Below are 13,566 nucleotides of genomic sequence, written 5' to 3' on the forward strand. Positions count from 1 at the left end.
CGGCGACAGCGCCGGGCGCTACACCGAGATACCGTCCGCCCGCGTCCGGTCGTCCTGCACCGCACCGGTGGGGCGGCTCAGGTGCATCGACTGGTTGCCCAGCATCGGATCGGAGACCGCCACGGTGATTTCGCCGTTGCGGGTGTCGATATCGGTGCGCAGTTGGCTGACACCGCTCGATCGGGTGGCGGGGTCCGGTTGTTCACCCAGTTGTTCCGACAGGGCGGTCGCGACGGTTGTGAACACATTCGTATCCACCGACATCGAGATCGAATTCGGCTGGTCCCGAACGACATTCGCGCCGACGTAGGTGTCTCCCGGCAGGCGCAGCCGCAGTGCCGAGGTGTTCGTCTGCGGCACTCCGGTCACGGATGCGGTGGCCGGAGCCGGTCGAGCGAGCGGCGGGTCCGGAGCCTCGGGGCGGCGGTCGACGACGGTGACGGGTAGCGCCCGGGTCTCGGCCACCAGACCCACGGCGCCGGTAACGGGTGCGGCACCGGGCAATTCGTGATCACCAGGCTCGCGGGCGGGCGCGGGGACGTCGGGTGCGAGACCGGGCAGCGCGAAATCGGTGCCGGGCACATGGCCGGTCTCGGCCATCTGGTTCACGATGTAGGTGCCGGCGGCGACGGTGAGCCCGATACTGGCCATTCCGGCGAGAACGATGGCGGTGTGCTGGAGGATCTGGGCAGGCCGTCGGGTCGTGCGGCGCTGTGTCGCGGGGTGGTGCGACATCACGGTGCGTTCCTTTCCCTCTCCCCTGGTCCCCCTGCCACGCCGACTCGCACCGTTGAAAGCCGCGTATCCAGGTTACTGTGTCGCGCGGTACTCGGTCGAAACGCTGGGATCAAGATCACAAGGGCGGCCGCCGCCCGGTGAGATAGTCCGCGGAGTTTCACAGACAATTGTCAGAAGCAGATGCCACGAATTTCTTTGTGCGTCAGGTGTTTCCGGCGCGGAACAGGTGGGTAAACAGTCATTTAGCTGGCGAGCGTCTGCTTCGACTGCCATCTCCAAGACCTCCGGCCAACGGCGTCCGGTCGGCACAAGGCACGGCGCACCCAAAGTCGGCGCTCGCCCGCTCTCGTTCTACCGCCCGGACGCCGCGGTCGACCGGGCCGTCCCAGTTGTGTCACTGCGGCACTTCGAGGACGGCGCGGTCGGAGGCGGATCAGGCGAATTGTCCTGCCGCACGGCCCGTTCCGCTCGGCCCCGCGAAAGCCTGTGCGATATCCAGCCATTCGGTGGCATCGCCACCCGTGGCCGTCACGGCCAGATCGTCGCGGTGGCGGCGCTGGGTGACCAGCAGGCAGAAATCGAGCGCGGGCCCCGTGATTCGCTGCGCGGCATCCTCCGGTCCCCAGGTCCACAGGTCACCGTCCGGTGCGGTCAGCTCGATGCGAAACTCCTCGGCCGGTGCGGTGCGGCCGTGCACCTGATAGGCGAAATTGCGGGTCCGGACGCCGAGATGGGCGATATGGCGCAGCCGGGTCGTCGGCGTGCGGGTGACGTCGAGGGTGTCGGCGACGTCCTGGCCGTGGGCCCAGGTCTCCATCATCCGCGCGCTGACCATCGAGGCCGCGCTCATCGGCGGGCCGAACCACGGCAGCTTCGTTCCGGCGGGGACCGCGAGCAGGGCCTGGGCCAAGGCCTTCCGGCCGCGCCGCCAGCGCTCGAGCAACTCGGGTGCGGGCGTCGTCGCGGCCAGCTCGGCGGCCTCGTCGACGAATGTCAGTGCGCGGGGCATGGCGTCGCGGACCAGATCGCCGAAGGCAGCGGCGTCGGTCGCGGCCAGGGTGGCGACCTCGTCGGTCCAGGTGAGATGCCCGATCTGATGGGCGAGGGTCCAGCCCGGTGCGGGCGTCTGCCGCGCCCATTCCGCTGCCGGGAGCGGTGCGACCAGCGCATCCAAGTCGGAGCATTCCGCCTCGAAGTCGGCGAGCATCGCCTGCAGATCAACCATGTCATCCCTACCGTGCCGATCGGTACCAGGGCACCATCGGCTTCAGCATCGCAACGGGGTAGGAAAAATGCAAGCACGCGTGCTTGTATTTACCAGCCGAACAGCACCAGGTGCACCGCGCCCACCGCCAGGCCCAGCGCGGCACCGTGCAGATACAACAGCCAGGCGTCCTGCTCGACCGAGGCGTAGAACATCTCCATGAACTCGCCCGGGGTGAGCTGCTGCAGTTTGCGGGTGGCGAACTCATCGATCTTCTTGGCCTGCTCCAGGGCGAACTCCTCGTCCTCGACCAGGCTCGGGGCCAGCCCGACGGCGGCGCCTGCCGCGCCCACCTTGAGGTTGTCGAACTGGCGCCGGCCGAACGCCGCCCGCACCATCGAGGTGGTCGGGCCCAGCTGGCGATGGATCTCGTCGGAGATCAGATGTTCGATGAGCTGGCGGGTCTTGTCGCCGTTGGGGCCCTCGAGCAGTTCCCTCGCCAGGTTGGGCAGGGTCAGCACCTGATAGGCCAGGATGTGGCCGAGGTCGGCGGCCGCCTGCGGCTGTCGCTTGGCCAGCAGCGCCTGCCGCCACAGGTACTTGTAGCGCGGTTGTGGGTCGCCCGGCTCGAACACCATCTTGATCGCGATGACGTTGACGATGACGCCGATCAACGCGGCGGCGGCCAGTACCACCAGCCAGCCCGGCAGCCAGCCGACCACCGGAATGCCATGGTGCACCTGCATATACAGCGCCAGCAGGAAACCGAAGGGCGCACCCAGCAGGCCGATACGCACCATGAAGCGCAGCTCCGGCGCGGCGATGGTGGTGGTGAGGTCCTTGAGGATGTACGGGTTGGCGCGCAGATAGCGGATGACGAAGCTCTTGATGTCGATGAGCTGATCGACGTTGTCGCCGAGATGTTCGAACGCCCGCCGCGTCAGCGTCGGCAGCTCTCGTTCGACGCGCAGGTAGAGGATCTGGCGGGCCGGGCGCGGGACGGCCCGCCACAGCTCCGGATTCTCCCGCATCATGATCTCGTCGACGATCGACTGCACCTGTTTGCGGGCGACCTCGGCGATGTAATCGGCGACGCCCTCCAGGTCGAGTTCGTGGATGAAATCCTTGGGGCTGCCGATCCGCATGATCGCCATATCCACGCAGATGCTGGCCATCTTCTCGGCGCGCGCGGGGATGAACCCCTGGAAACCGAGCCGCTTGCCGTCCCCGGAGAAGGTCGGTAGCACCTGCACCCGGCGGGGAAAGTAGGGGTAGAGAACCTGCAGCCCCGGAATCCGGATGCCGCGGAAGAACACGGGCCAGAACAGCATCAGCACACCGGTCCAGTTGGTGAGCCAGCCCGCCAGGGCGCTGAAGATCGGAAAGGTGACCAGGTCGACGACGAGCTTGGACTGGCCGGTGAGGTGTTCCCAGTCGATGAACACCCCGCCGGCGAGTGTCGTCATGTGGGGTCCCCCTCGGTCCGAACCAGTTGTGAGATGTCGGGATGCCAACATTCTCACCGGTTTCGATCGAGTGTCAATCTTGGGTGGACTTCACCGGATGTTCGTCGTGCCGCCAACGAGTTTCGTGAATTCGGTAGCGCCGTCGCGAATACTGGTCAATCGACCAGTCGTTTCTGTGCGAGAGGATCACGAGATGGACGACAGGACGGGCGTGGGCCGCCGCGGTTTTCTGGCGGGCGCGGCGGCGGTGGCGGGCCTCGCGGCCGTCGCGGGCACGGCGGTGGCCGAACCGGCGAAGCTACCCCTACCGACCGAGGAGAACCCGCGCATCCTGCTCACCGGCGATGCGGGAACCGGGGCGCGGCCGCAGTGGCTGGTGGCCGACGCGATGCGGGAGTTCCATCGTCGCGAACCGTTCTCGCTGGCGCTCGGCCTGGGTGACAACATCTACGAGAACGGCCCGTGGACCGACGATGATCAGCAGTTCGCCGACAAATTCGAAAAACCCAATCACGGGCTGGATTTCCCGTGGTTGATGGTGCTCGGCAACCACGACAACAGCTCGGTCCTGCCCGGTGACGCCGGTTGGCTGCGGCGCGGCGATCACGAGGTGGCCTATCACCGGCGCTCGTCGCGCTGGTACATGCCCGCCCGCTACTACTCGGTGCGCGTTCCGCAGCAGCGTCCGGTGGTGGAATTCTTCGTGCTGGACCTGAATCCGGCCGCCTCGTATCTGCCGCAGGTGCTCGACCCCTACTGGGCGCCGCAGGGGCCGTTCATGTCCGAGCAGGCGGCGTGGCTGGACCGTGCGGTCGCGGGATCACCGGCGAAGTGGAAGATCGCCTGCACCCACCATCCGTATCTGAACAACGGGCCGCACGGTGACGCCGGGAACTATGAAGGCGTCACCGTCGAACCGTTGGACGGGCGGCATGTGAAGCGGTTCTTCGACGAGCATGTGGTGGGCCGGTTCCAGTTCCTGCTGTCCGGCCACGATCACTCGCTGCAGGTGCTGGAGCCGACCACGCAGACCAAGGGCATGCGCCAGATCATCTGCGGCGCAGCCGCGAAATCCGTCCACGACGAACCCCTCCGCGGCCCGAACCCCCGCCACCCCAACCTCTTCCAAACCTTCACCGACCTCGGCTTCATGACCATGGACCTGACCCGCAACACCGTCCGCCTCCGCACGATCACGGTCGACGCCGGTTCGGGCGCAGCCACGGTCGCCTCCGACCTCCAACTGACCTGACCCGAACGCCCAAGTCCCACATACCCTGAGGGCGCCCCGGCCGCATGCCGGGGCGCCCATCCCTCGCATGCCCCGGCGCACGGCGTCCTTCGCATGCCCTGACGCACGGCGTCCTTCACATGCCCTGACGCACCGCGTCCTTCACATGCCCTGAGTCACGAAGTGGCTCAGGGCTTCAGCACGATTCGAATCGGGTTGCCCTGCTTGGCTTCCAGGGCGTGGACGGCCTTCTCGGCGTCGGCGAGCGGGACCACGGCGCTGACCGAGCGGGAGAACTCGATGCGGTGCAGGCGCTGCAGCTGCACAAGCTGGGCCACGTCGCCGGGCGAGGAGCCGTAGTGCCCGCGCACCTGCTGCTTGAAGAAGCTGAACATGGTGCTGTTGGTGATGGTGATCGGCTTGTCGGTGAGTCCGACCAGTACCAGCCGCCCTTCGAAGCCCAGACAGACAGCGGCCTGTTCCCGCACCGCCGCCACCCCGGCGAAGTCGAACGCCGCGGCCAGTCCGGTGCCGCCGGTAGCGGCGAAGATCTTGCGGCGCAGATCGGGCTCGCCCGCATCGAAGGCGAAGTCGGCGCCGAAGTCCAGGGCTCGCTGCCGCGCGGCCGGTAGCGGGTCGACGGCGACGATCGGCGCCGCGCCGATCATCCGCAGCAGCTGCACAGCGTGCGCGCCCAGGCCGCCGATTCCCCAGACGCCGACCGCCTCACCGGGCCGGACCTCTGCGGTCCCCGTGATCGCGCCCCACGGCGTCGACACCGCATCGGGGATGAAGCAGGCCTGTTCGAAGGGCAGCTCGTCGGGCAGCGGTACCAGGGTGTCGACCCGGGCCAGGGTGTATTCCGCCCAGCCGCCGTCGTAGTCCACGCCGCGCGTGAAGAGCTTGTCGCGGCGCAGCTCGCCCGCCTGCAGCACCACGCGGTCGCCCACCTTCGCCGCGGTGACCCCCGGCCCCAGCGCATGCACGGTCCCTGCCACCTCGTGCCCGAGTGTGACGGCCTCACCCTTCAGATACAGCGGCGACAAGGTGCCATCGATCAGATGCACATCCGACAGGCACACTCCCGCGGCTTCCACCTTGATCAGCACCTGATCGGGCCCCGGTTCCGGGACCGGCACCTCCTCCACCTGTAGTCGTCGTTCGGGTCCCAGGTGAAGGCGGGCGGCCAGCATCGTCGTCTACTCCTTGCAGCTCGAATCCTGTGCGGCCCGTCCCGATCGAAATCGGTGGCCACAGCACAAAATTCGGCCCGGCCGCCTCCCCGAGTATTGCACCACTGCCGATTCCGCGGGCGAGCTCAGCTCGTCTGCAGGAAGTACACGACCTCCCACAGATGTCCGTCCGGGTCGGCGAAGTATCCGGCGTAGATGCCCCAGGGACGTTCCAGCGGCGCGCGCACGACGGTGCCGCCCGCCGCTCGGACCCGTTCCAGCACCCCATCGACGTCCGCGCGGCTCTCGACGAACCACCCGAGACTGATCGGCGTGCCGGTCGTCGCCTCCGCGGCGACGCCCGCGTCCAGCGCAAGATCGGTCCGCTCGTACACCGACAGGATCAGCCCGCTGTCGAGGGTGAACATCGCGACCGCCCCGCCCGGACGATCCGCCTGCCGCACGAACTCGGTCCCGATGATCCCCGGCGTCGACAACCCGAGCCCGTCCCGATAGAAGGCCACGGCCCGCTCGAGATCGTCCACTCCGAGGGTGATGTCATTGATGTGCGCTTTCATGCCGCCAGTCAATCCCCCACAGTCCACCGCGGTCTTGAACGAATCGGGCGCTACCGGCGATCATCGGGGCCGACCAGCCGGTTCTCCGGTTTCGCTGCAGGTGAACAGCGGGGCGGAACAACCGAGGGGGGTCTCAGGTTGAGTAGGTAACGCTCAACCTTGGAGGAGAAGTACTCCGGGGCATGCTTTGGAAGGGGCTGAAACTGTGAGTACCCCACAACGTCTACCGGTGCTGTTCCTGACCGATCCGATCGTGCTGCCGGGCATGGTCGTGCCGATCGAGCTCGACGAGTCGGCGCAGGCCGCCATCGATGCCGCGCGGGCGGCGAGCCTGGATGCCGTGCTGCTCGCGCCCCGCCTGGCCGAGGGCTACGCCTCCTACGGCGTGGTCGCCACCATCGAGCAGGTCGGCCGGATGCGCGGCGGCGCCCCGGCGGCGGTGCTGCGTGCCGAGCGGCGCGCCAAGATCGGGCACGGGGTGACCGGGCCCGGTGCCGCGCTGTGGGTCGAGGCCGAGCCGGTCGAGGCGCCCGCGCCGGACGGCCGCACGAAGGAACTGGCCGCCGAATACAAGAAGCTGGTCGTGTCGGTGTTGCAGCGCCGCGAGGCCTGGCAGGTAATCGACATGGTCAACCAGATGTCCGATCCCTCGGCACTGGCCGACACCGCCGGTTACGCTCCGTACCTGTCCGACGAGCAGAAGCGCGAACTGCTCGAAACCCCGGATGTCGCAGCGCGCTTGACGAAGCTGATCGGCTGGGTGCGCGACCACATCGCCGAGATGGAGGTCACCGAGAAGATCAGCGAGGACGTGCGCGAGGGCATGGAGAAGTCCCAGCGCGAATTCCTGCTGCGCCAGCAGCTCAACGCGATTCGCAAGGAGCTGGGCGAGAACGAGCCCGACGGCGCCGAGGACTACCGCACCAGCGTCGAGAACGCCGACCTGCCGCAGGCCGTGCGCGAGGCGGCGCTGCGCGAGGTCGACCGGCTCGAGCGCGGCAGCGATCAGAGCCCGGAGGCGGGCTGGATCCGCACCTGGCTCGACACCGTGCTGGATCTGCCGTGGACGGTGAAAACCACGGATTCGACCGATGTTTCGGCCGCCCGCGAGGTGCTCGACGCCGACCACCACGGCCTGGACGAGGTGAAGGACCGCATGGTCGAGTACCTGGCCGTGCGGGCCAGGCGTGCCGCTCGCGGCCTGGAGGTCGTCGGCGGTCGCGGTTCCGGTGCGGTGCTGGTGCTGGTCGGTCCGCCCGGCGTGGGTAAGACCTCGCTGGGTGAGAGCGTGGCACGGGCACTGGGGCGCAAGTTCGTTCGCGTCGCCCTGGGTGGCGTGCGCGACGAGGCCGAGATCCGCGGTCACCGGCGCACCTACGTCGGGGCCCTGCCGGGCCGCATCGTGCGCGCGCTCGAGGAGGCGGGCTCGATGAATCCCGTCGTCCTGCTGGACGAGATCGACAAGGTTGGCTCCGACTTCCGCGGCGATCCCGCGGCGGCGCTGCTCGAGGTCCTGGATCCGGCGCAGAACCACACCTTCCGCGACCACTACCTGGACCTGGATCTGGACCTGTCCGACGTGCTGTTCATCGCGACGGCCAACGTGATGGAGACGATCCCGGGGGCGCTGCTGGACCGCATGGAGCTGATCACCGTCGACGGCTACACCGAGGACGACAAGGTGGCCATCGCCCGCGACTTCCTGGTGCCGCGGCAGCTGGAACGCAATGCGCTGACCGCCGAGGAGGTGACCGTCACCGAGGAGGCGCTGCGCGAGATCGCCGCGAACTACACCCGAGAGGCCGGTGTGCGCCAGCTGGAGCGGTTGATCGCGAAGGCGTTGCGCAAGGCCGCGACTCGGCTGTCCGAGGACGATCCCGCGTCCTCCGAGCCGGTGGTCATCGGCCTGGACAACCTGAAGGACTACCTGGGTCGTCCGCGCTTCACCCCGGATTCGGTGGAGCGCACCGCGGTTCCGGGTGTGGCGACCGGATTGGCGGTGACCGGCGCCGGTGGCGATGTCCTCTACATCGAGGCCAATGCCGCCGAGGGCGAACGCTCCCTGACCCTCACCGGGCAGCTGGGCGACGTGATGAAGGAATCGGCGCAGATCGCGCTGACCTACGTCCGTTCGCATCTGGAGGAGATCGGCATCGAGCCGACGGTGCTCGATCGCAATATCCACATCCACTTCCCCGCGGGTGCCGTGCCCAAGGACGGACCGTCGGCGGGCGTCACCATGGTCACCGCCCTGGTGTCGCTGGCGCTGGGCCGGCAGGTGCGGGCGGATGTCGGCATGACCGGTGAGGTCACGCTGAACGGCCGGGTGCTGCCGGTCGGCGGGGTCAAGCAGAAGCTGCTGGCCGCCCAGCGCGCGGGCCTGAAGACGGTGTTCATCCCGGCCCGCAACGAGCCGGATCTGGACGACGTCCCGGCCGAGGTGCTCGACGCCCTGGACGTCCGCCCCGTCGGCGATGTGGCCGAGATCCTGGCCTATGCGATCGAGCCGGTCACCGAACCGGCCTACGGGGCCGCCGCCCTCGCATCGGCCTGACCGGACGGCGCCTCACCGGACGACAATGGCCGGGCATCACGCGCAGTGGTGTCCGGCCCTTTCCGTAGGTCCCGCAGCAAGGCGCCACCCGCTACGGCCAATACGCAGAGATAGATGAGCACGTAGAAGTTCATCAGGATCGGCGCGATCGGCCACCACGGCGGGAACATGCAGAATCCGACGACCACCCAGTCCGGCGTCCACTCGTAGGTCCAGGACCCGATACACGGATACACCACGGCCGCGGCCGCCCACCACAGCGGCCGGGCCTGCGCCCGGTGCACCAGATAGACCAGCAGCGGCACGAACCACACCCAGTGGTGGCTCCACGAGAACGGCGATACCGCACAGGCGGTCATCCCGGCGAGGGTGATCGACAGCAGCCGGTCCCCGCGCCGATGCAACGCGGCCGTGACGGTCAGACCGGCGATGGCGACCACCCCCGCCAGCGGCGCCCACAGCCACACCGGCGCCGGATGTCCCATCAGATGGGCGAACGCTCCGCGCAGCGACTGGTTGGCCGGATGAGTGTCCAGCGCGATCCGCTCGGAGTGGAAGAACGTCGAGGTCCAGTACTGCCGGGAGTCGCTGGGCAGTACCAGCCACGACACCGCGATCGTGGCCACGAAGGCCGCCGCGGCGGTCCCGGCGGCACGCCATTTCCGCAGCACCAAATACTGCACGACGAAATACAGCGGTACCAGCTTGATACCCGCCGCCAAGCCGACACCCCAGCCGCGCAGCCGACTGCGGTCACCGAGCGAGAAGTCCCACAGCACCAAGCCCATGAGCATGAGATTGATCTGCCCGTAGTACAGCGTGGTGCGCACCGGCTCGACGAAGACACAGCTCAGGGCCAGCAGCGCGCTGATCGCGGTGAGCCAGCGGTCGAGCCGGTACCCCAGGATGCGCCAGCACAGCAGGACACACCCGAACAGCACGCCCAGGTTCACCAGCAGCCAGGTATTGGTGACCCACCCCCACGGCCACAGCGCGAGGGGGATGAACATCAGCGTCGAAAAGGGCGTGTAGGTGTACAGCAGGCCGTACACGCTGGATTCGGTGTAGAGCGGATGACCGTGCAGGATCTTCCACGCACCGTCGCGATAGACGTGCGCATCCAGCCCGCCGACCAGGATGCCCGCCTTGTCCAACCAGGGATCGACCAGCGTGAACACCAGCACCACCGCCAGCACCGCCGTCGCGGCAAGCACGAAAAGTGTTGCGCGCGTACGAGGAATCGTCAGGGGCGGGGATGGGCGCACGGAACCTTAACCTAGGTAAGCATCGACGTCGGCGTCATGCCCCGAAGATCGGGGTAGTTCGGGCCCTCGGATAGTACGGTGTCTCGTTTGCGCTCGTCGAACCCGCAGGCAGCTCAGCCCCCGTTGCCTGCGAGTTCGCGCTCGACCGCCCGAGTCGTCCCCTGCGCGACGGCGCACAGCACCGATTCCCCGTCCTCGCCCTCGGCGTAGACCTCGCAGTGGCAGACCGCCTGGCGCCGGGTGGCACCGGTGACGCGGGCCTCGGCACGCAACCGGGCCCCGGATGCCGGGCGCAGATACGTGATGCTGAAGCCGCCGGTCAGCACGTTCGGGCCGAGAACCGATCCGCCCGCATAGGTGAGGGCGTTGTCGGCGGCATAGGCGAGAACACCGCCGTGCACATAGCCGAACTGCTGACCCAACTCCGGGCGGATGGGGATCACCAGGGTGGCGGCGCCGTCGCCGTAGGCGGTGATCTCGGCGCCGATCAGTGTGCTGAAGGGTTGCGCGGCGAGTACTTTGCGGGCGATATCGAGGGTTTGGGTCATCGGTCTGCTCCGGGGTCGTCGGATTCGGGTGTGCGCAGGGCCTGCCAGGCGGCCGCGGCCAGTTCCGGTGCGACATCGGCGGGGGCGGTCCGGATTTCGCCGCCCAGCCAATGCCGCGAGTACTCCTGGGCCGGGCCCAGCCACAGCGCGTACATCAGGTCGAACGGGAGGTCGCGGACGGCGCCGTAGCCGACGTGGGTGCGCCACCAGCGCCAGACATTGCGCATGAATTCGCGATTGGTGTCGCTCTCGCGCACGCCCGGCGGCCGTGCGGAGGTGAGCACCTTAGCCCGGTACGGGTTGGCGGTCACCCAGCGCAGATGTTCGATCACGCCGCCGGTGATGCCCGTGCGGGCGTCGGTACTGTCGCCGACCGCCTGCCAGAAGTGGTGCTGATAGTCGGCCAGGGCATGGGCCCACACCTGCCGGTACAGCTCGGCCTTGTCCGGGAAGTGGTGATACAGCGCGCCGACGCTGGCCCCGGCGGCATCGCGGATCTGGCCGAGGGTGGCCTCCAGCGTCCCGTGCTCGGCGAACTGCCGCTCGGCCGCCAACAGCAACCGATCTCGAATCTTCACAACCAGAATATAATTCTGTTCTGCTCGGCGATGCAATGGAAAGGGCAATTCGGCCTGCATGTCAGGGGTGTGCGGTATGACAGGAATGTGCCCCGGTGGCTGTTGCACGTGGATCTCGACCAGTTCCAGGCGGCGGTGGAGTTCCGCCGTCATCCGGAACTGCGGGGTCGGCCGGTCATCGTGGGCGGCAACGGCGATCCGACCGAACCGCGCAAGGTGGTGACCTGCGCGTCCTATCCGGCCCGCGCCTTCGGTGTGCGGGCCGGGATGCCACTGCGCACCGCGGCCCGTAAATGTCCCGAGGGTGTGTTCCTGCCCTTGGACATGGCGACCTACGAGGAGGCGTCCGAGGAGGTCATGGATCTGCTGCGCGGCTTTCCGGTGCGGGTGGAGGTGCTCGGCTGGGACGAGGCCTTCCTCGCTGCCGACACCGACGATCCGGCCGGGCTGGCCCGGCAGATCCGCAGTGCCATCGAGGAATTGGATCTGACGTGTTCGATCGGCATCGGCGACAACAAACTTCGCGCCAAGCTGGCCACCGGATTCGCCAAATCCGTCGGTAAGGGCGACGCCGAGCCGGGCGCGGGCGCCGAATACGAACGCGCCGAGGGGCCGGGGATTTTTCGGCTCACCGCGGACAATTGGACCGAGCTGATGGCGCATCGTCCGACGAACGCGCTCTGGGGTATCGGCGCGCGTATCGCACAACGCATGGCCGACTTGGGAATCGAGACGGTTGCCCAGCTGGCGGCGGCCGATCGTAGCGTGCTCGCGGCCGAATTCGGTCCCAATACCGGTCCCTATCTGTGGGTGCTGGGCCACGGTATCGGCGATACGGATGTGGTGACGGAGCCGCGAGTCCCGGTCGGCCGCAGCAAGTCCGAGACCTTTCCCCACGATCTTGTCGACCGTGCCGAGATCGAGGCCCAGGTGGCCCGGCTGGCCACCGAGGTGGCCGAGGAGATGGCCGCCGCGGGCCGCATCACTCAGCGGGTCGGGGTGACGGTGCGTACCAAGACCTTCTACACCCGGACCAAACAGCGCAAACTCGCCGCCCCGACCACCGATGTCGACGAGATCGCGCAGGCCGCGCTGCAGGTCCTCGGTCGTTTCGAACTCGATCGCCCGGTCCGCCTGCTCGGCGTTCGCCTCGAACTGGTGCCGGAGTGAGATCGGCCACCGGCGCGGGATGACCGGTTCGAGTGGGTATTTGACATGCTGTGCGGGCAGACTCGACGGGAAGGCAGACGGCATGACCGAGTACGAGACGATCCGATTCGAGCGGACGGGTGCCATCGCCCGGCTCACCCTGAATCGGCCCACGGCGGCCAACGGGATCGACCGGGCCATGGGCCGGGAGCTGGCCGAGATCGCGGGCCGGTGCGCCGACGATCCGACGCTGAAGGTGGTCACGCTCACCGGCGCCGGAAAGTTCTTCTCCGCCGGCGGCGACCTCAAGGCGATGGGGGCGCAGGACGGGGGTGCCGGTGAGTATGTGAAACATCTGGCCGACGATCTGCACCAGGCGATGTCGTCGTTCGCCCGGATGGATGCGCTGCTGCTGGTGGCCGTCAACGGTGTGGCGGCCGGGGCCGGGTTCAGCCTCGCCATTGCCGCGGATCTGGTGGTAGCGGGCGAATCCGCGTCCTTCACCATGGCCTACACGCGGGCGGGCCTGAGCCCCGACGGCGGCGCCTCCTACTACCTGCCCCGCCTGATCGGCCTGCGCCGCACCCAGGAACTCATGTTGACCAACCGCACCCTCTCGGCGGCCGAGGCGCTGGAGTGGGGCCTGCTGCACCGCGTGGTCCCCGACGCCGAACTCGCCGCCACGGTCGACGGCCTGGCCGCCCAGTTCGCCGCGGGCCCCCGCCACGCCAACGCCAATGTCAAGAAGCTCCTCCTGGTCAGCTCCAGCCACACGCTGGAGGAACAGCTGGCCCGCGAGGCCGCCTTCATCTCCGCGTGCGCCGGCTCCGAGGACGGTAAGGAGGGCATCGCCGCCTTCCTCGCCAAACGCGCCCCCACCTTCCACTGACCCCTCTCCCCAACCGGAGCCGTGTCCGCCCGAAGATGGGAGTTCCTGTCCGGATCGGTGGTTGGCCGCGCTCGGTTGTCGGGTTGTGCCTGCATCGCGTCGGTGGCGGCGGGTGAACGGGTGTGGGGGTGGCGGGGCTAGTGTGGGGTGCCATGTGCGTCGCGCCGACTGCTGCATTGGATGCGGTGGTGGCG

The 13,566-nt window shown here is 68.2% G+C and carries 12 protein-coding genes; 4 read left to right on the forward strand and 8 right to left on the reverse strand.

Annotated elements, in window-relative coordinates; all coding sequences use genetic code 11:
* Positions 1–18: 18 nt before the first annotated feature.
* From IU452_RS09895 to IU452_RS09905, 3 genes are all read right to left on the reverse strand, one after another.
* Positions 19–738, reverse strand: coding sequence for a hypothetical protein (locus tag IU452_RS09895; protein WP_195108650.1), 720 nt, complete (start codon positions 736–738; stop codon positions 19–21).
* A gap of 433 nt (positions 739–1,171) precedes the next feature.
* A complete protein-coding gene (locus IU452_RS09900; protein WP_195108651.1) occupies positions 1,172–1,963 on the reverse strand; it encodes a TIGR03084 family metal-binding protein in 792 nt (263 codons plus the stop codon).
* Positions 1,964–2,052: 89 nt separating this feature from the next.
* Positions 2,053–3,408, reverse strand: a complete 1,356-nt coding sequence (locus IU452_RS09905; RefSeq protein ID WP_195108652.1) for a hypothetical protein — start codon at positions 3,406–3,408, stop codon at positions 2,053–2,055.
* Positions 3,409–3,601: 193 nt separating this feature from the next.
* Between IU452_RS09905 and IU452_RS09910 the strand changes: the two genes are divergently transcribed.
* The gene (locus tag IU452_RS09910; protein WP_195108653.1) at positions 3,602–4,660 is read left to right on the forward strand and encodes a metallophosphoesterase; all 1,059 of its coding nucleotides are present in this window, start codon (positions 3,602–3,604) and stop codon (positions 4,658–4,660) included.
* A 167-nt stretch (positions 4,661–4,827) separates the two neighbouring features.
* Here the strand turns inward: IU452_RS09910 and IU452_RS09915 are convergent, their stop codons facing one another.
* Together IU452_RS09915 and IU452_RS09920 are read right to left on the reverse strand one after the other, a co-directional pair.
* The gene (locus tag IU452_RS09915; protein ID WP_195108654.1) at positions 4,828–5,832 is read right to left on the reverse strand and encodes a zinc-binding dehydrogenase; all 1,005 of its coding nucleotides are present in this window, start codon (positions 5,830–5,832) and stop codon (positions 4,828–4,830) included.
* 125 nt (positions 5,833–5,957) lie between these two features.
* A complete protein-coding gene (locus IU452_RS09920; protein WP_195108655.1) occupies positions 5,958–6,389 on the reverse strand; it encodes a VOC family protein in 432 nt (143 codons plus the stop codon).
* 265 nt (positions 6,390–6,654) lie between these two features.
* Here IU452_RS09920 and lon point away from each other — a divergent pair, with 265 nt between their 5' ends.
* Positions 6,655–8,943 (forward strand): endopeptidase La, encoded by a 2,289-nt coding sequence (gene lon, locus IU452_RS09925; RefSeq protein WP_228817318.1) that lies wholly within the window; start codon positions 6,655–6,657, stop codon positions 8,941–8,943.
* Here the strand turns inward: lon and IU452_RS09930 are convergent.
* The 3 genes from IU452_RS09930 to IU452_RS09940 form a co-directional block, all read right to left on the reverse strand.
* Positions 8,913–10,157 carry a glycosyltransferase 87 family protein gene (locus tag IU452_RS09930; RefSeq protein ID WP_324192529.1) on the reverse strand — a complete coding sequence of 415 codons (1,245 nt, stop codon included), beginning with the start codon at positions 10,155–10,157 and terminating at the stop codon, positions 8,913–8,915. The two genes, lon and IU452_RS09930, sit on opposite strands and share 31 nt — an antisense overlap.
* Positions 10,158–10,321: 164 nt before the next feature.
* Positions 10,322–10,756, reverse strand: a complete 435-nt coding sequence (locus tag IU452_RS09935) for a PaaI family thioesterase (protein ID WP_195108656.1) — start codon at positions 10,754–10,756, stop codon at positions 10,322–10,324.
* Entirely contained in the window at positions 10,753–11,334 is a 582-nt protein-coding gene (locus IU452_RS09940; protein ID WP_195108657.1) for a TetR/AcrR family transcriptional regulator, read from the reverse strand. The genes IU452_RS09935 and IU452_RS09940 overlap by 4 nt, the downstream gene beginning before the upstream one ends.
* Before the next feature lie 87 nt (positions 11,335–11,421).
* Here IU452_RS09940 and IU452_RS09945 point away from each other — a divergent pair, with 87 nt between their 5' ends.
* Positions 11,422–12,504 (forward strand): DNA polymerase IV, encoded by a 1,083-nt coding sequence (locus IU452_RS09945; protein ID WP_195108658.1) that lies wholly within the window; start codon positions 11,422–11,424, stop codon positions 12,502–12,504.
* A gap of 82 nt (positions 12,505–12,586) precedes the next feature.
* Positions 12,587–13,372: an enoyl-CoA hydratase/isomerase family protein gene (locus IU452_RS09950; protein WP_195108659.1), complete on the forward strand. Its 786-nt coding sequence runs from the start codon at positions 12,587–12,589 to the stop codon at positions 13,370–13,372.
* Positions 13,373–13,566: the final 194 nt, after the last annotated feature.

The organism is Nocardia transvalensis (assembly GCF_015477765.1).
Taxonomy (GTDB): Bacteria; Actinomycetota; Actinomycetes; order Mycobacteriales; family Mycobacteriaceae; genus Nocardia; species Nocardia transvalensis_A.

Excerpts from the sequence above, each read along its gene's own strand:
- IU452_RS09900 (WP_195108651.1), bottom strand. The coding sequence starts at position 1,963 with ATGGTTGATCTGCAGGCGATGCTCGCCGACTTCGAGGCGGAATGCTCC.
- IU452_RS09905 (WP_195108652.1), bottom strand. The coding sequence starts at position 3,408 with ATGACGACACTCGCCGGCGGGGTGTTCATCGACTGGGAACACCTCACC.
- IU452_RS09910 (WP_195108653.1), top strand. The coding sequence starts at position 3,602 with ATGGACGACAGGACGGGCGTGGGCCGCCGCGGTTTTCTGGCGGGCGCG.
- IU452_RS09915 (WP_195108654.1), bottom strand. The coding sequence starts at position 5,832 with ATGCTGGCCGCCCGCCTTCACCTGGGACCCGAACGACGACTACAGGTG.
- IU452_RS09920 (WP_195108655.1), bottom strand. The coding sequence starts at position 6,389 with ATGAAAGCGCACATCAATGACATCACCCTCGGAGTGGACGATCTCGAG.
- lon (WP_228817318.1), top strand. The coding sequence starts at position 6,655 with ATGGTCGTGCCGATCGAGCTCGACGAGTCGGCGCAGGCCGCCATCGAT.
- IU452_RS09935 (WP_195108656.1), bottom strand. The coding sequence starts at position 10,756 with ATGACCCAAACCCTCGATATCGCCCGCAAAGTACTCGCCGCGCAACCC.
- IU452_RS09950 (WP_195108659.1), top strand. The coding sequence starts at position 12,587 with ATGACCGAGTACGAGACGATCCGATTCGAGCGGACGGGTGCCATCGCC.